Here is a 17,564-nt window from a genome sequence, read left to right on the forward strand (position 1 = left end):
TGAATGGAAGCGGCTTGTCTTTTGCTTTTGCAATGGACAATTTTGTTGTTGGTTGTTTCAGAGGACAGTGCTGGAGCGATTGTCATCATCCCATTTATGATCAGACCAGATAGCTCAAGTCACTGGCCAGCGTAGGATAACCCATGATCATTTTAGTAAGGTCTTCAGTCGTTAGTTTTTGTTGAATACAAAAGGTGAGGTAGTTGATCATATCATCGGCACGTTCACTGAGGACAGACGCACCGATAAGCATTCCCTCAGTATTTTTTACTAGTTTTACTTTAGCAATATCTTCATTCACTCGACGATAAGTAAACCACTGGGTAAGATCCATGACTGTCTCTGTTTCACCGGCATCTGGATTGGCAATGGTCTGGCCAGTTTCTGCTAGCTTGGGAGAGCCGTAGACAATAGTAGGAATCAAAGGGTAATTGATTGCTGCTGTCTCCCCTAAAATTCGGGAAGCTACGTAACTTCCTTCAAAAGTAGCGACTGGGGTCAGCTTAGGTCGCCGCTTGGCTACAACATCGCCGCAAGCATAAATATGGGAGACATTGGTTTGCAAGAACTCATCGACTGCTATGCCACCTCGGTTGACAGCCACCCCTACTTTTTCCAAACTTAACCCTTCAATATTAGGGATTCGTCCAGTAGCAGCTACCACGTAATCAGCCGTGTAGCTTTTTTCATCATCTGTCCGCAGCTGAACGCGATTATTATCGTCAGTCAGAGCGGCCGTAATTTCCGTATCCCATTCAAATTTGATTCCTTTTGCTGTCATCTGAGTGGTCATTTCCTGTACCAACATTTCATCGAAGGCTTTCAAAGGCCGGTTGTTGTGGTGAATAATTGTAACCTGGCTGCCACAAGCAGCAGCTATCGTCGCCAATTCAAACGTGATATACCCTGCTCCAAGAAAAATCATTTCATGGGGCAACGTTGATAAAGACAAAAAATCGGTACTCGTATGAAGCAGCTCTGCACCAGGAATCTCTGGTAAACTAGGCCGCTGTCCAGTAGCAATAATAATATCCTTTGCTTGTAATTGTCGTGTACCAACTCGAAGTGTATCTTGACTGACAAAGGATGCCTGTCCCTTGATTGTCTCAATCCCAGCAGTATTGAGACTTCTTTGAAAACTTTCCGGTGCTGGATCAGTGAATGTTTTTTTGAAGGCCATCAATTGCGGCCAATCTATTTTCGGTTGATTATTAAATCCTTTTCCCTGTAACTGCCTTACCTGTGTCTTAGCTTCTACAGCACCTATTAATACCTTTTTAGGATCACAGCCACGATTGGGGCAGGTGCCGCCCCACAAGTCCATTTCTACCACAGCGACTTTCTTACCGGCATTTTGCAGTGGGTTAGCACAAGCCATCCCTCCTACCCCAGAACCGATTACAATCACATCAAATTTTTCCATCTCAAGTCCTCCTGTCTACCATACAAAAACCAGTTACCTGCTTATTCCTGTTCTGCCAAATACGCAAAGACTGCTTGCCTAGTTAAAATACCTTTGACACTGCCATCTGCTTGCTGATTTCTTCCATCAGAGTCATCTTCTAAGACAGCTACGCCATCAAATTCTGCCAATAACAAGAAGACTTGTGCCAAATTATCCGTCAGTCGGCAATAAGGCAATTCCCGCGTCTGAAGCGCCGAAGAATCCGTCAGCAAACGATCGGCTAAACAGCTGATCTTCGTCTGATAAATTCCCATTTGGCTAGCAGGCTGATCCCTTTCTGATCCTGTTTTTTGCTCTTGAAAAAACTCGTTGATAAATGATTCGGAAGGGGCTGTCAGCAACTGTTCCGGCGTATCTACTTGTAAAAGCTCCCCTTCTTTCATCACAGCGATACGGTCGCCTAATTTTATTGCTTCTTCCATATTGTGCGTCACAAAGACCACAGTAGTCCCAAGTTTAGCGTGGAGAGCCAAGACAAGCTCTTGAAGTTCGTTGCGGGAAATGGGGTCTAGTGCACTAAAAGGCTCATCCATCAAAATGACCTCCGGATTGGCAGCAAGTGCTCGTAGAATACCGATTCGCTGCTGCTCACCACCGGATAGTTCCGATGGCATCCGCCTGCGGTACAACTCTGGATCCAGCCCGACACTGGTCAATAACCGATCAGTCTCTTGTTGTTGCTTTTCTTTGGTCCAGCCGACCATCTCTGGAATTACCATAATATTTTGAGCGACGGTCATTGTTGGAAACAGTGCAATCTGCTGCAAAACGTAACCAATCTGCCAGCGAACTTTGCGAATATCATACGCAGATAACGGCTGGTCTTTATAATAAATTGTCCCACTGGTGGGTTGCGATAGTCCGTTGATCATCTTTAACGTGCTGGTTTTACCACTACCGGATGGCCCTACCAAAACAAAGATTTCCCCTTTTTCAATGCTAAAGCTCAAATTTCGGATAATCTCTTTATCATCATAGGCTTTTGTCACCTGATCAAATACGATTTGAGCGCTCATCACCGTCCCTCCTTCAACAAACCGGCTTGAACCAGAAAATTCCGTGCAACGTCTGCCGGTTCTTTTTTCTCGACATTGACTTGGTAATTCAGCGCTACCATCTCAGCTTCAGTTATCTTCCCTGCCAATTTTGACAGTGCTTCAACCACCTGTGGATGCTTTCTTTTAAAGGTTTCCGTCATCAAAGGCGCCCCTTGATAAGCAGGAAACAAACCACGATCGTCTGCTAGTGTCACCAGATCATATTGCTTGATTTCACTGTCAGTGGAATATGCGTCAATCAAATTGACATCGCCATTATTGATAGCCTGATACCGTAAGGCTGGCTCCATACTCTGGACAGAAGGAAAATCCAATCCATAGTTCTCCTTAATCCCCCGATACCCATCGGAGCGGTCGATAAATTCCAATGTAAACCCGGCTTTGATTTCTGACTGGATCTTTGCCAAATCAGAAATTTTCGTAATTCCGTTGGCTTCGGCAAATGTTTTTTTCATTGCTAATGCATACGTATTTTCATAAGCCATCGGTGGCAAAAAGGCCATATCGAATTGCTCTTTCAACAGCATTGCCGCATCTTGGTAGGTCTCTTCTTGGTTCCTTTTTTTATTCTGCTGATTCTCCGGCAGCTTTACCAGACTTTCTAAGACTGTGCCACTGAATTCTGGATAAATGTCCACCTGTCCATGCTGTAACGCACTGAAAAGAAAACTGGTTTTGCCAAAATTAGGTTTCAATGTTACTTGTGCCTCAGCGTCTTCTGCTTCAATCAACTGTTGGTACATATTGATCAAAATATCTGGTTCGGCCCCCAATTTTCCGGCAATTACAATAGGTGTCTGCGGCTGCAGACGATTGGCATAGACTTCATATCCGCCTAAACCTAACAATAAAATTGCCAGAGTAATCAATGTGTAGCGGGGCTTTTTTTGTTGCAGGAAGCGGATCAACGCGCCAAAGAAAATCGCCAACACTGCAGCACTTACCGCACCAATCAGTGTCAAATCAGGAGAATTCCGATCAATTCCCAATAAAATAAACGTCCCCAGACCACCGGCCCCAATCAGTGCCGCCAATGTCGCCGTCCCGATAATCAACACAAAGGCTGTTCGAATTCCGGAAATGATTACCGGTAACGCCATGGGTAACTCCACTTTAGTTAGTCGTCGCCAGCGGCTCATACCAAAAGCTACGGCTGCTTCTTCAATAGAAGGATCGATCTCAGTCAGTCCGATATACGTATTTTGAAAAATCGGCAGCAACGCATAGATTACCAATGCAATCAAAGCCGGTGCCGTGCCAATTCCTACAAATGGAATCAACAATCCCAGCAGTGCCAGCGAAGGAATCGTCTGTAAAACACTGGTGAGCTGCAAAACAGCCTCTGCCGCTTTTTTATGTGCTGTCAGCCAAATGGCTAGGGGGACAGCAATTGCCATCGCTAGTAACAACGCGACTACCGAGATACCTAAATGCTCGATAGTTGCTTGTAGCAGCTCCTCTTTTCGTGATAAAAATGTCGCCCATAGTTGTCCCATTCCATTATCCTTTCTCCAACCTGAAGGATTGTGCCCTTGCAGCAAAACAATTGATCTGGCATCTTTTCCCACGAGTTTTTCGTGATTGCTCTCTTATTGCTCTCTTATTGCTCTCTTTAAGTATAGAGGGTAGCCGTTTTTTTCACCAAAGATAAGACTGGAAATTTTTTCCTGGTTTGCTCTTGTTTTCGAAAAACACCACTACAACATCCCTAATTCCGTAGGGGAGTGTTCTATGCTGGGAAATTGCGCACAAAAAAACGCCTCAAAAAATCGAGACGTTTTTAGGATAATCCGTTTTTATTGTTCCCGTGGTGGGACGGCAAAGCTGCCTTGAATGTTGTATTTTTTCTTCAAGAACCAACGCAATCCCAATGCGGCTGCCCCGATTGCGACAGTCCCCAATGGCGGCAATGTCGGATTGATGATGTCGAACATCGGTAAACTGGAGACACCCCACAAAAGCATCCACAAAAAGAAGATCGGTACCATCAACAGCATCGCTTTCCAAAGTTTCGGACGCTTGCTCTTGTCTGCGCCTGGTTGCTCGTATTGGTAAAAGAATTTGTAGAACAGATAGAAGACAAAACCACCAATCGCCGCCCCTACCAACAGGCTGAAGACCCCATACATTTGGGCTTTGCCATTGGTAAACAGTCCCATCACACCTACCATCAAACCGAAGACACCCAGGATGAATAAGGTGTTGTCCACCCACATCAAGACCGGTTTTGCTTCTGGCATTGGTTGCGGCTTGTTCAAAATTGATTCGGTTCGTTCAGCGACGGTTCCGAACAACTGACGGGCCGTTTTCCCGCTTTTTTGTTCTTCTACCAATGTCGGTAGAATGTCATGCATTGCGATCACCATTTCTTCTTCAGAAAGATTGGCCGCCTGCAGCGATTTCTTTAAATCAAAAATATATTGTTGATTACGTTTAGTCAGCTGCGGTTCCAGCTCACGATTTTCGGAAACATATTGCCGTAAAACTTCTGGCTCCATGCAGAGTTCCTCCTCATTGCATTGCCGATCACAGGTGCAACACCCGTTTTCGTACAAAGTTAAAAATTACGTCCAAAAACCATTTTATCATATTCACAACCTGATAAACAGTTTTTTTGACCGCTTACACGTTGAATCGGAACAACATGACATCGCCATCTTGAACGACATAGTCCTTGCCTTCCAAGCGGACGCGCCCGGCTTCTTTGGCGGCATGCATGTTTCCGTATTTGTCTAAGTCTTCAAAAGAGACAGTTTCCGCTCGAATAAAGCCCCGTTCAAAATCAGAATGGATGATACCGGCAGCTTGGGGTGCTTTGATACCTTTTTTGAAGGTCCACGCCCGCACTTCTTGAACGCCGGCAGTGAAATAAGTTGCCAGTCCCAACAGGTCATAGGCCGCCCGAATCAATTGATCCAAGCCAGACTCTTCAATCCCCATTGCCTCCAAGAATTCTGCTTTGTCCGCGTCGTCCAATTCTGCGATTTCTTCTTCTGCACGAGCGCAAACAACGATGACTTCCGCATTTTCCGAAGCGGCAAAATTGCGAACTTCTTGCACATAGTGGTTGTTGTCAGCATCGGCAACTTCATCTTCTGACACATTGGCAACGTACAGAACCGGTTTAGTCGTCAACAAGAACAGGCTCTTGACGATTTTTTGTTCTTCATCAGAAAACTCGATACTGCGGGCTGACTTGCCTTCTTCCAAGACCGGTTTAACCTTATCCAAGACTGCCAATTCGGCAACTGCTTCTTTGTCTTTGGTCTTCGCCACTTTAGCTACCCGATTGTATCGTTTGTTGATGGACTCAAGATCTGCCAATACCAGCTCCAAGTTGATGGTATCGATGTCTTCCAACGGATCAACGCGGCCTTCTACGTGAGTGATGTTGTCATCATCAAAACAGCGGACAACATGACAGATGGCATCCACTTGGCGGATATGGCTCAGAAACTGGTTTCCTAAACCTTCTCCTTTGCTGGCACCTTTAACAATACCGGCAATATCGGTGAATTCAAAAGTCGTTGGTACTGTTTTCTTTGGTTGAACCAGTTCTGTCAACCGTTGCAGGCGCCAATCCGGTACTTCCACCATTCCGACGTTTGGATCAATGGTTGCAAAAGGATAATTGGCCGCTTCTGCTCCGGCTTTGGTAATTGCGTTAAACAAGGTAGACTTACCGACGTTTGGTAAGCCGACGATTCCGGCAGTTAATGCCATAGTAACTTCACTCTTTCTTTTTAGATTGATAAAACACGGCAGCCTCTTTAAAAAGGTCCAAAAGGCTGTCGCTTTGCTTTAGCTGAAAAAACAACACTTAGACTAATACTAATAAAGCTCGGCAATCAGCTACCATTCAAATAAACGGCAACCACTGCTTATTCGGCAGCAGTTGAGGCTTTTTCCAGAATTTTTTTTAACTTCTTCTCAAAATCACGGCGGGTCAACATCACGATGTGGCCGCAATTGGTGCATTTGATTTTGATGTCGGCGCCCATGCGGATGATCTGCCAACGATTGGCTTTACAGGCATGGGGCTTTTTCATTTCCACGATATCTCCCAGATCATACATGATAGATCCCTCCGATTGTACTGGTGACCGGCGCTACTGAAAATACGATTTGCGATTTCCTCCGGCAATACTGCCCCGGGAGCCGCCAGTTTTGCAATATTCTAAGCTTCGTCAAACTGAATATCCAAAATATCCAAAATACGGGTCAAATCCCCTTGAGACAAATACTCGATTTCAATCTTGCCTTTGCCGTCTTTCTCCAAGATTTCGACATTGGTGCCGAATTTGTCCATCAGACGTTCTTCCCCTTCTCGCAAGTAATAGGGTTTTTCCTTCACAATGCGGGGAGTCTTTTTAACTTCTTTCTTGTCGTTCATCGCTGACACCAGCTGCTCGAGTTGGCGCACAGTCAAGTTTTCTTTCACACAGCGATTGGCCAGTTTCAAGATCTGGTTTTTGTCCTTCAAACCCAGCAAGGTACGGGCCTGTCCCATAGAAAGTCGTTCATCTTGCAGCATTTCCTTTACCAGCTTCGGCAGTGTCAATAACCGCAGATAATTGGCGATGTAAGGACGGCTTTTACCCAAGCGCTCGGCGACTTGTGCTTGGGTCAATTCCAGGTTCTTCATGAGCATTTCGTAGGCTTCTGCTTCTTCCAACGGGGACAAATCTTCCCGCTGCAGATTTTCCAAAACAGCGATCTGCATCATGGACTCTTCATCAAACTCGCGAATAATTGCGGGGATCGTTTCCTTATCCGCAAGTTTTGACGCTCGGAAACGCCGCTCGCCGGCAATGATTTCATACCCTTTTACCGCTGACTTGCGGACAATAATCGGCTGAAAAACACCGGATTGCGCAATCGATGTCGCCAACTCCTGCAGTGAGGCTTCATCGAAAGTCTTACGGGGTTGATAGGGATTTGGTCGCAATTCGCTGAGGGGAATATCCACCACTGTTTCCGTCTTCACGTCGACTTCTTCCAAATCTTTGAAATCTTGAAAAAGTGCATCGATTCCTCGGCCTAATCCTTTTCCTTTATTTTTCACGGACTAACACTTCCTTTGCCAGTGCCAAATACATCTTCGCACCTTTGGATTCCGGATCATAGTCGATAATGGACAAGCCGTGGCTTGGCGCTTCTGACAACCGGACATTGCGGGGAATGATGGTATCATAGACTTTTTCTTGGAAATAACGACGGACTTCTTCCACTACTTCCGCCCCCAGATTTGTACGGGCATCGTACATGGTCAAGAGTACGCCTTCGATCTTCAGTTCTGGATTGAAATGTTTTTGCACCAAGCGCACAGTATTCAGCAACTGACTCAAGCCTTCCAATGCATAATACTCGCATTGAACTGGAATCAAAATCGAGTCGCTGGCAGTAAATGCATTGATGGTCAAATGCCCCAAAGAAGGCGGACAGTCGATCAAAATATAGTCATAGCGATCACGAATTTCTTCCAATGCGGACTTCAAACGAGATTCCCGCGCCATCATAGACGTCAATTCGATTTCGGCACCTGCCAACTGAATCGTCGCCGGTACGATATCCAGTCCTTCACGACTGCTAGGCAAAATCGCCTCAGCAATCGGTTCTTCATTGACCAGTACATCGTAAATATCCTTTTTGACATCCGGCTTGCGGACACCTACACCACTGGTGGCATTGCCTTGAGCATCGATGTCTACCAGTAGGACTTTTTTTCCTTCAAATGCCAAGCAGGCGCCGAGATTAACCGTTGTAGTTGTCTTTCCTACGCCGCCTTTTTGGTTTGCCACAGATATGATTCGTGCCATAAAGCAGGGATCCTCCTCTAGTTTATGATTCTTCTTGGGACAGCTCGACAGTCAAAGGCGCTAGTTGAGCTGCCTCAACGCTTTTATTGACGACAGTCTGCTACTTAGGAAGCTGTCGGCTGAACTTACTTGATGGGCTGTTTGTTAGGCAAGCCCGGTTTGCGGGGATATTTTTTCGGTGTTTCTTTTTTCTTTTGGATGACCAGAAAATGCCGCTCGTCACCGCCCACAGGTAGGGACATGGCGATCTCTTCCATGAACTTTCCGCCCATTGCAGCGATTGCCGGCTTCGCTTCTGCCAGCTCCTCGTCACTTTTGGCAGCCTTCAAGGCAAAGAAGAACCCGTCTTTTTTTACCAATGGTAGGCACAGCTCTGCCAGGACATTCAAGCGAGCCACGGCCCGCGCAGTCACATAGTCAAAGCTCTCACGAAAGGCTTTGTTTTGTCCAAAAGTCTCTGCTCGATCATGATACAAGCGGACACCTGTCAGTCCCAAGGTCTCCGCCAAATGCGTCAAGAACGTGATCCGTTTGTTCAGGGAATCTACAATAGTCACCTGCAGCTCTGGGAAAACGATCTTCAAGGGAATACTGGGAAAGCCCGCGCCAGCTCCCACATCACAAATAGATGCAGTCGGATCTAGCCGAACTGCCAATGCCAGCATCACGGAATCATAAAAGTGCTTCAAATACACTTCTTTTTCTTCTGTGATGGCAGTCAAATTCATCTTCTCGTTCCATTCCGCCAACAAGCGGAAATAATCAGCAAACTGGGCCATCTGTCGGTCATCCAGTTGGATTCCGTCAGCTTCCAGCCGCAATCGGAATTCTTCAGGCAGCATAGTGTATTCCTTTCATTCAAAAAGCGGTATAACCCGCCGCATTTAGAGTGTTTCACAAAAATGTTTCACAACCACTACTTTAACGCAAAACGGCGGTTTGTGCAATGGTTTGTCCGGGGGATTTAATGGATCATTAGAAAAATGTCCTTGAGGTTTCACCAAAAAAAGCCCCCCAATCACCAAGGATTAACGGACTTCTTTAAAAGTATTTTCAAGATTCTTTCAGCTTATCACCAAACCGCTGCCAGTGCTGACTGATTGCTCTGGTCTAATGCACTTTTTAAATCAGACCGCTGCTTTTTTCACCTGAAAGCGCAGAACTGTGCGACTGTTTTTTGGTGCTGTTCTACGAGGATCCGAAAGATAAATTTCCCGATGCTGCCAGCCTACCCGTGTCACTTGTTCCGCGGTTGCGAAAGCCTGCATTTTTTCAAAACTGGCAGGCTCTTCGTCAAAGGCTCCTTGATGCAGCATTTGAACACAAAGACCTTCTTCTACTTCTTCAAAGGTTACCTCTTCCAGCAGTGGCTGAGGTTTCTTTTCTTTAACCATTGCCAGTGTTTCGGCAAAGTCCTCGGCTGTAATCACTGCCGGTTGGCGGATCATGATTTGGTAGACAAACTTGTCTTTATTCAAAGGATCTTCTGGATCAGAGGTACTCCAAACACCTTCCAGCGGATAGACGGTAAAGTCCGTATATCCAACTGTACCAGCTGCCTCTGGATCATTCAGACAGCGCTTCTTGTAACCCATTTTTAGCGGATAAGCCAATGAATACAAGATGCCCACCCGCTCGCTGAAATCTTCCTTGTTGGGATCGCCGGTACCGCTGATCATGATAAACTGCTGCTTAGGCAGGGTAATCAGCGCCGGTTTACGGCCAGGCAGGTAATAATTTTTTTCCGTCTTTTTCCACTCATGTTTCATCCGTGAGCTCCTCCTTTGTGATTTTCTCCCTGCAGATTGCTTCATCAACAGGCAGGCTATATTTTTGGTTAAGCTTCGCTATTCGCTGTCTCATTGCCTCACGAAAACTTGCTGGTGCCACCACTTCCCCCTGATCGCCAAAAGACAAAATAAAATCATAGGTCGTGACATTATCCGGCAACCAGCAGGTTACTAAAAAGCGGCCATCTGCCAGCTTGCGTACATCAGAAAAGCTTTCATAGACCCGATATGCTAGCCTTGCTTCAAACACTAATTTCAGCTTGACTAATGCGTGCTGTTCTTTTGGCTGTAATCCTTTATCTTCAAAGTCCACTTCTTGCCAGACGCGTTCAAATGTTTCTTGAGTTACGTTGACTGCCTGCATCCGTGTTAATTTGAAGAGACGAAAGTCCTGACGCAAACTGCAAAAAGCCCACAAGTACCACTCACGACTTTTGAACACTAGCTGCAACGGCTCTGCTTCACGATCAACAAAGGTCCCTTTATAGCTCAGATAAGTGAAGGTCACTTTCCGTTGTGTCAAAATCGCCTCTTACAGTTGTGAAAACAAAGCAGAACGTTGCCCAGTCCAATCAGAAAAATCGACCCGCATCCAGCGACGTCCCCCGCCGGCCTTTTGAAACAATGCCCCTAATTTATTCAATAACTCAGCTGAACCTTCCCCAGCATCCACCGCCTGCAAACTTTGCAAAGCCATCAAGATTCGTTTTTGTTCACTTGCCGTCATCAGGGTACGATCCAATACATAGTCTTCTTGCAAGAAGATCCCGCCGCCTTTTCCCGGAGTTGTATAAATTGGAACTCCCGCAGCACTCAAAGCATCTACATCTCGGTAAATGGTGCGGACTGACACTTCGAATTTTTCCGCCAGCTCCGGCGCCGTTGCCTTGCCTTGATTCAACAACTGCAACAATAGCTGCAGCAATCGACTGTTTGTCATTGCCCCACTCCCTTTATCCCGTAATGTCCACTTTTCTTTAGTATAGCGTGGAAAACCTGACAGGGAAAGTCAGGTTTTATCAAGAAGCAACTAGAAAATGACCAACTGGCAGCGCAGCTTTTTTCTGTTTTGATAGCCTCAGCCTGAGAAACAATTTTCCTCAACGCAAAAAACTTTCGGACATAGGGACATCCGAAAGTTTCTTCTTAAAGAGATTTGCCACAGGTACCACACTTAAGCAGCCAAGTAGCTGATTTTTGCCGGTTGCTTATTGCTGTTCATCAAATTTCGCATCCAACTGAAATGGCGAGCCGATGTAAACAAAGCGGCTGGTCACAGTCCCATCCGTATCGGTTGAACAGATTTCCTGTTTGAACGGAAAACAAATTCTTTCTCCAAAGGTCGTCTGGTCCGCTTCAGCAATCAATTGAAAGTTAGCGGCTGTAGGTAGAATCTTGTTGGCCTCTGCAATAATTTCCTCATCTGATCGTTGGGCAGCCCCTTTGACGATCCGACGGTAATCTTCTAGAAAAGCTGCCTGATTACCGAATATTTCCATAAAAATCCCTCATTTCGTCTTGATACCCTAAATGTACCAAGACTATTCTTTAAAAGCCAGTAAACGCTACCGCCTTACAAAAGGAGTCGCCTCACAAAAAAAGGGAAGGTGACTTAAGTGAATTCCAAGTACTAAACAGCTGCTGTTTAACCACAATTAGTAAAAAGTATACGGATGAGGAAAAATTGTGACCCTCTTGATGTCTTAGTCCGAAGAGAGAACATACCCATACGTGTCAGGAGAAAAAGTGAACTAGGCTGACTTGGCTTGATGAAATCAAGGAAAGTCTGTGTTTGAAATTTTTAGCAATGAAAAGCCGACAATCTTCCAATGATTTTAATGGAAGATTGTCGGCTTTTGCTTGCGTCTTACGTTTGGTATTGTTCGGTTCGTAGGACAGTGACTCAACTATTGTCACAGGCCTATCAATTAGCTGATTTTCTTAGTAACGGTGGATAAATCGCAAACCTGATGCGCTCAATGTTTGATAGTTAGGACCAGTTGGACTAGCAAAGCCCATCCCACCTTGTGAGAAGGTGAAAGTGCCGTCACCGTTAACGGATTCTACATAACCTACGTGACCATATTGTGCGCTGAAACCATGTTGGCCAGCTGCAAATACGACAACTGAACCAACTTCTGGTGTGCCATCGACACGGTAACCATCAGCTGCTGCGGAATAGGCCCAGTCAGCGCCATTGCCCCAATAAGTGCCAACCCAAGGTGCTACCATTTTTACATAGTAGGTACATTGGCCCCAAGGGTACATGTTGCCTGATCCGGAGTGGTCAATCCCATTTCCATCACCAGGTTTCGGTACTTCCGGTTCTGGATCTGGCGTCGGTTCTGGATCTGGTGTTGGCGTCGGTTCTGGTGTTTCAGAGCTGCCGGTATTGTTGTTGTCTTCTGGTTCAGTAGAAGCTTCCGGTGCTTTCGGTGTTTCTTGAACCGGTTTGCTTTCTTGTGCTTGTTTTTCTTGTTCTTTTGCTTCAGCTGCTGCTTGAGCGGCTAATTTTTGTTGACGTGCTGCTTCTGCTTTACGGGCTTTTTCAGCTTTTTCCTGCTCAGCTTTGATCCGTGCTGCTTCTGCTTCAGCCTCAGCTTTTTTCTTTTGCAACGTCTTCTTATCTTGTTCTGTTTTAGCTTCTTCGGCTGCCAAAGTTGCTTTCAAAACTTCCAGTTCAGCCTGTTTGTTGGCGATGTCTTTCTTTTGTTCAGCCAATTCAGTTTGGCTTTCATTCAATTCTTTGATCTTTGCTTCATTTTCTTTCACGTTGGATTCTACAGCTTCTTTGTCTGCTTGCTGCTGTTTCAACAAATCTTGGTTGGCATTCACCAAAGTAGACATTGCTTGAACCCGATTCACCATGTCTGTAATTGAGCTAGAACCCAAAACAGCGTCCAAGTAGGTCGTAGCAGAGCCGTTAACTTGTGTATCCCGCGCCTGTTTGTTGATCTTTTCTTGGCGTTTTGCGATACGCAGCTTCAACTGTGCAATTTCGTCTTGCAATTTCAGTGTTTCATCCGTCAATTTGGTTTGTTTTGCTTCCAAATCTTGGATCTTACCATTGACTGCTGCAACTTCTGCTTCAGCTGTTTCGATTTGCGACTGTGCGCCAGCCTGTTGGTTTTGCAGGTCAGCGATCTTGTCATTTTTTTCTTGAATTTGTTGGTCGAACGTATCAGCGAAAACAGTGACTGGTGCAGTAGCCAAGGTCAATGTACTTACCAATAATGCTGCGAGTGCTCTCTTTTTCAATTGATTGTTCTCCTCCGACTGTTTCTTTTCTAATTTATACTTAAAGTGATTAAATTCGATTTTTAGGTAGCTATTCTTGCTACAGTCCAAATTCTAACATTTAGATGTATCAATCAGATATTAGTAATGTTACAGATATATTTCATTTCCAACGTTATATTTTTCTTCAAAAAGACTATGAAATTTCTATAAATACTCCTTTTTAGGATAGTAAAAGATAAAATCCATTGGTTTTTATCAACATTTCTATGAAGAAAGCGTTATCTGTTTTGTTGGAGAATCTTCTGGTTTAATGTTGCTATTTCATTACAAGTTCAAAATTTTGGAGAACTTGACTGCGGATAACCCTGTTTTTTTTATTCATTTATAGCGCTTTTTTATACGGATTTTTCAGCAATTTCTATCAGCTAACTTGGCCTTCATGGTATACTAACAGCAAGAAAGCATCTGAAACAACAGCTGAAAAAGGTGGTGATGACTAGATGGCAGCGATAACTCTATGCCCAAACAATAACAGATTTCAATTAGCATTTTTGTATGAATGTCGACAAATGACGCATGATTTCCATAAAAATGGGGAAGTCTGCCCAAAAATCGCTATTTTTATCCAAAATTTCATCAGTCACACCGATCCTCCTCTTTGAGCAAATTTGTAAAATAACAAATATGGCGCAGTGGAGTCTCTTTTCCACTGCGTTTTTTCTTTTACGTAAGGCGCTGTAGGAGCAATCATTTCGGTGGACTTTACGTAAGGAGTAGAAAAAATGCAAGAAAATATCAAACGAAATTATCGCTATACTTTTTTCCAGTGGTTCGTAGTCACCGGCCTCTGGATGCTCTATCTGACGCAAAAGGGTTTTTCCCCGCTTGAAGTCGGGATTATGGAAGCCGTTTTTCATGTCACCAGTTTTATCTTTGAAGTACCCTCTGGCAGCCTGGCCGATCGCTTCGGCTATAAAAATACATTGATTGCCAGTCGAATCATCAATACAATCAGCTGCCTACTGACTGTGCTAAGTGGTGATTTCTGGATTGTGACCGTGGGCTTTGTCTTTAGCGCCCTCAGCTACAACCTGTCTTCCGGCACCAATGAAGCCCTGGTCTTTGAATCTTTGTTAGCCGTCAAGCAGGAAAAACGCTACCTGAAAGTCACTGCCAATATCAATATGATCCTTGAAATCAGCAATTCATTGGGGATCGTCGTGGCAGGTCTGTTCAGCCACTGGTTTTTCGACGGTGTCTACTGGCTGCAGATTTTGTTGAATGGTTTGGCGATTCTTACTGCCCTGCGCTTTGAAGAACCGCCTCGTATTCGACAGCAACGACAGCGTTATTTTCAGCTGATCACCAGCGCCTTTGCCATGACGTTGAAGATTCCCGGGCTGTTCCTAGTGATGCTGGCCTTCGCCTTTATTGACAGCTTGAATGCCACGTATTATTTTTATTTTCAGAATTTCTTTGAACAGCTGGGGATCAATGGGATTGGCATCAGTCTGGTAATCTTCGCCAGCACCTTATTCCAATTGGCCGCTGTGCGTCTTGCTGCTGTTGTCGGAGAGCAGGTTTCGTTGCCACGTCTGTTTGCTATTGTTTTATTACTGCTGACTATTGCCACTGCCGCTTCTGGATTTTTGCCGGTTGTGGGGGTTATTCCCTGCTACATTTTGGCAAACTGTCTGCCGGCTTTGGTAACCCCGATTCGCTCCAACTTTATCAATCAGCTGATTCCATCGGAGCAACGAGCCACTATCAATAGTATCGACAGCCTTTGTTATTCCATGATGATGATCCCTTTCTTTCCTTTATGTGGGTGGTTGATTCAGATTTTTGGTTATCGCAGCACCTTTGTCTTTGTCAGTCTGGCGCTGGCTGCAGGCGGGGTATTGATTTATCCTCGCTTAAACCGGACGTTGAATGTTTAAGAGCTTACCTTCTTTATTAAGAAGAAACTGAAGTGTACCAATCCTCAGTTACTAAACGCGAGCTACAAAAAAAGACACTTCCATCAAAATGCAGTGGAAGTGCCTTTTTTTATTGTTAAATTTTCTGATACCAACTGACAAAGAAATAAAAAGTTTCATGTGAAACATTCGAATTGGCAGCTTTTCCCCGCGGTGCTTCACTACACTAAGCCTTGTCAGTGGACACTTTGGCGATCTTGCCTTGTTCGATATACACCATCAAAATGCTGATATCTGCTGGGTTGACACCACTGATTCGACTGGCTTGAGCGATAGTTTCCGGTTGAATCTTCATAAGTTTTTGGCGAGCTTCCGTAGCCAAACCGTTGATTGCTTCATAGTCGATATTTTCTGGAATTCGTTTTGCTTCCATGCGTTTGAGCTTTTCAACTTTTTCCATCGCTTTTTTGATGTAGCCTTCATATTTAATCTGGATTTCTACCTGTTCGATCTCTTTAGCAGTCAACGCTTCGTCAGCAGGAATAAATTGCAACAATTCCTGGTAGCTGATTTCTGGGCGACGGAGAAATTCAACTGCCAATACGCTGTCCTTCAAAGCAGCTGCGCCTTTTTCGGCAAGAAATGCTTGAACTTCAGCCGTTGGTTTGATTCGCAGCTTGTGCAAACGAGCAATTTCACCTTCGACTGCCGCTTTTTTCGCAAGGTAAGCTTCATACTGAGGCTCTTTGACAAGACCAATTTGATGCCCCATTTCAGTCAACCGCAAATCCGCATTGTCGTGACGCAAAATCAAGCGGTATTCGGCACGACTGGTCAGTAGCCGATAAGGTTCTTGTGTGCCTTTTGTCACCAGGTCATCAATCATGACACCGATATACCCGTCGCTTCGTTGCAAAATCAATGGCTCTTTGCCTTGGATTTTCAAACCAGCATTAATTCCGGCAATCAAACCTTGACCGGCAGCTTCTTCATAGCCGCTGGTGCCGTTTGTTTGACCGGCAGTGTAAAGATTTTCGATCAACTTGGTTTCCAAAGTGGGCCGCAGCTGATGAGGCACGACTACATCATACTCGATGGCATAGCCTGTACGCATCATTTCCACATTTTCCAAGCCGGCAATGGAGCGCAGCAAATCCACCTGAACATCTTCTGGCATTGACGTTGACAGGCCTTGCACATAGACTTCCTCCGTATGCAGCCCTTCTGGTTCCAAAAACAGCTGGTGACGTTCCTTATCTGAAAAACGTACAATCTTGTCTTCAATAGATGGGCAATAACGAGCACCCACCCCTTCTACGATTCCGGTAAACATCGGTGCACGATGCAGATTGTTTTGGATGATTTGATGTGTCTTTAGATTTGTATAGGTCAACCAGCAAGGTTCCTGCTGTGTTTTGTAGGCACTGTCAGGTGTCCCACAGCTGAAATGATTGGGTTCAACATCTCCAGGCTGAATCTCAGTCGCAGAATAATCAATAGTAGAAGATTTCACCCGTGGCGGTGTGCCCGTTTTGAAACGAGCAATCTCCAATCCATGTTCTTTCAAGTTATCTGCCAAACCGACAGACGGCTGTGAGTTGTTAGGACCAGAGGAATATTTCAGTTCTCCGATGATAATTTCTCCTCGCAGAGCCGTTCCTGCCGTGATAATTACCGCTTTTGCCGCGTAACGAGCCCCTGTGTTGGTGATGACCCCTTTACAGACACCGTCTTCTACAATCAGTTTTTCCACCAGTCCTTGACGCAAGGTCAGGTTTGGTTCTTTTTCAATCGTATATTTCATTTCCTTGGCGTAGGCTTTTTTATCCGCCTGTGCCCGCAGCGCCCGGACAGCCGGCCCTTTACCGGTATTTAGCATCCGCATTTGGATATAGGTCTTATCGATATTCTTAGCCATCTCGCCCCCCAATGCATCAATTTCTCGAACGACAACGCCTTTTGCGGGACCACCGACTGAAGGATTGCAAGGCATGAAAGCCACCATATCCAGGTTGATAGTTAAAAGCAGTGTCTTGTTCCCCATTCGTGCATTGGCTAATGCCGCTTCTGATCCGGCATGACCGGCTCCGACTACGACGACATCATAAGAATCAGCTTGAAATTCCATTTATTTTTTCGCTCCTTGTTTTCCATACTTGACTTGATAAATTGCGATTTTGAGGCAGGTAATCTGCACACTGCCTCTGATTTTTTTGAGAGCCGGCTGTGGTGGCAGGCTTTTTTTGTTGCGAAAATTAAATAACAAAACAACC

16 protein-coding genes are annotated in these 17,564 nt (G+C 45.1%); 1 reads left to right on the forward strand and 15 read right to left on the reverse strand.

All coding sequences use genetic code 11. The features are described 5' to 3' along the window. Positions 1-100: 100 nt before the first annotated feature. The 14 genes from ACOMA8_RS04150 to ACOMA8_RS04215 all read right to left on the reverse strand — a co-directional run bounded on the left by ACOMA8_RS04150 (position 101) and on the right by ACOMA8_RS04215 (position 13,390). Positions 101-1,423 (reverse strand): dihydrolipoyl dehydrogenase family protein, encoded by a 1,323-nt coding sequence (locus ACOMA8_RS04150; protein ID WP_421368764.1) that lies wholly within the window; start codon positions 1,421-1,423, stop codon positions 101-103. A 41-nt stretch (positions 1,424-1,464) separates the two neighbouring features. Continuing rightward, complete coding sequence (locus tag ACOMA8_RS04155; protein ID WP_421368766.1) at positions 1,465-2,481, reverse strand: ABC transporter ATP-binding protein; 1,017 nt, start codon at positions 2,479-2,481, stop codon at positions 1,465-1,467. Beyond that, positions 2,481-4,019, reverse strand: coding sequence for an ABC transporter permease/substrate-binding protein (locus ACOMA8_RS04160; protein WP_421368768.1), 1,539 nt, complete (start codon positions 4,017-4,019; stop codon positions 2,481-2,483). Before ACOMA8_RS04160 ends, ACOMA8_RS04155 begins: the two co-directional genes overlap by 1 nt. A 300-nt stretch (positions 4,020-4,319) precedes the next feature. Next, a complete protein-coding gene (locus ACOMA8_RS04165; RefSeq protein WP_161900408.1) occupies positions 4,320-5,021 on the reverse strand; it encodes a DUF1129 domain-containing protein in 702 nt (233 codons plus the stop codon). Between the two features lie 124 nt (positions 5,022-5,145). Continuing rightward, positions 5,146-6,246 carry a redox-regulated ATPase YchF gene (ychF, locus tag ACOMA8_RS04170; protein WP_421368771.1) on the reverse strand — a complete coding sequence of 367 codons (1,101 nt, stop codon included), beginning with the start codon at positions 6,244-6,246 and terminating at the stop codon, positions 5,146-5,148. A 158-nt stretch (positions 6,247-6,404) separates the two neighbouring features. Beyond that, complete coding sequence (locus ACOMA8_RS04175) at positions 6,405-6,599, reverse strand: DUF951 domain-containing protein (RefSeq protein ID WP_421368773.1); 195 nt, start codon at positions 6,597-6,599, stop codon at positions 6,405-6,407. 101 nt (positions 6,600-6,700) lie between these two features. Beyond that, entirely contained in the window at positions 6,701-7,588 is an 888-nt protein-coding gene (locus ACOMA8_RS04180; RefSeq protein ID WP_421368776.1) for a ParB/RepB/Spo0J family partition protein, read from the reverse strand. Continuing rightward, positions 7,578-8,342: a ParA family protein gene (locus ACOMA8_RS04185; protein WP_161900404.1), complete on the reverse strand. Its 765-nt coding sequence runs from the start codon at positions 8,340-8,342 to the stop codon at positions 7,578-7,580. Before ACOMA8_RS04185 ends, ACOMA8_RS04180 begins: the two co-directional genes overlap by 11 nt. 125 nt (positions 8,343-8,467) lie before the next feature. Then, positions 8,468-9,184 (reverse strand): 16S rRNA (guanine(527)-N(7))-methyltransferase RsmG, encoded by a 717-nt coding sequence (rsmG, locus tag ACOMA8_RS04190; RefSeq protein ID WP_421368778.1) that lies wholly within the window; start codon positions 9,182-9,184, stop codon positions 8,468-8,470. 285 nt (positions 9,185-9,469) lie between these two features. Continuing rightward, a complete protein-coding gene (locus tag ACOMA8_RS04195; protein ID WP_421368781.1) occupies positions 9,470-10,111 on the reverse strand; it encodes a GyrI-like domain-containing protein in 642 nt (213 codons plus the stop codon). Then, positions 10,101-10,655 (reverse strand): helix-turn-helix transcriptional regulator, encoded by a 555-nt coding sequence (locus tag ACOMA8_RS04200; RefSeq protein ID WP_421368783.1) that lies wholly within the window; start codon positions 10,653-10,655, stop codon positions 10,101-10,103. Before ACOMA8_RS04200 ends, ACOMA8_RS04195 begins: the two co-directional genes overlap by 11 nt. A gap of 9 nt (positions 10,656-10,664) precedes the next feature. Continuing rightward, the gene (locus tag ACOMA8_RS04205) at positions 10,665-11,072 is read right to left on the reverse strand and encodes a helix-turn-helix transcriptional regulator (RefSeq protein WP_421368785.1); all 408 of its coding nucleotides are present in this window, start codon (positions 11,070-11,072) and stop codon (positions 10,665-10,667) included. A gap of 268 nt (positions 11,073-11,340) precedes the next feature. After that, a complete protein-coding gene (locus ACOMA8_RS04210) occupies positions 11,341-11,631 on the reverse strand; it encodes a hypothetical protein (RefSeq protein WP_161900400.1) in 291 nt (96 codons plus the stop codon). A 442-nt stretch (positions 11,632-12,073) separates the two neighbouring features. Then, a complete protein-coding gene (locus tag ACOMA8_RS04215) occupies positions 12,074-13,390 on the reverse strand; it encodes a CHAP domain-containing protein (protein ID WP_421368787.1) in 1,317 nt (438 codons plus the stop codon). Between the two features lie 764 nt (positions 13,391-14,154). On the opposite strand from ACOMA8_RS04215, the gene ACOMA8_RS04220 reads away from it, so the two are divergent. Further along, complete coding sequence (locus tag ACOMA8_RS04220; protein ID WP_421368789.1) at positions 14,155-15,312, forward strand: MFS transporter; 1,158 nt, start codon at positions 14,155-14,157, stop codon at positions 15,310-15,312. A 205-nt stretch (positions 15,313-15,517) separates the two neighbouring features. On the opposite strand, the gene mnmG is transcribed toward ACOMA8_RS04220, so the two are convergent. Then, the gene (gene mnmG, locus ACOMA8_RS04225) at positions 15,518-17,419 is read right to left on the reverse strand and encodes a tRNA uridine-5-carboxymethylaminomethyl(34) synthesis enzyme MnmG (protein WP_421368791.1); all 1,902 of its coding nucleotides are present in this window, start codon (positions 17,417-17,419) and stop codon (positions 15,518-15,520) included. Between the last annotated feature and the right edge of the window lie 145 nt (positions 17,420-17,564).

The organism is Enterococcus infantis (genome assembly GCF_049166715.1).
Taxonomy (GTDB): Bacteria; Bacillota; Bacilli; order Lactobacillales; family Enterococcaceae; genus Enterococcus_C; species Enterococcus_C leclercqii.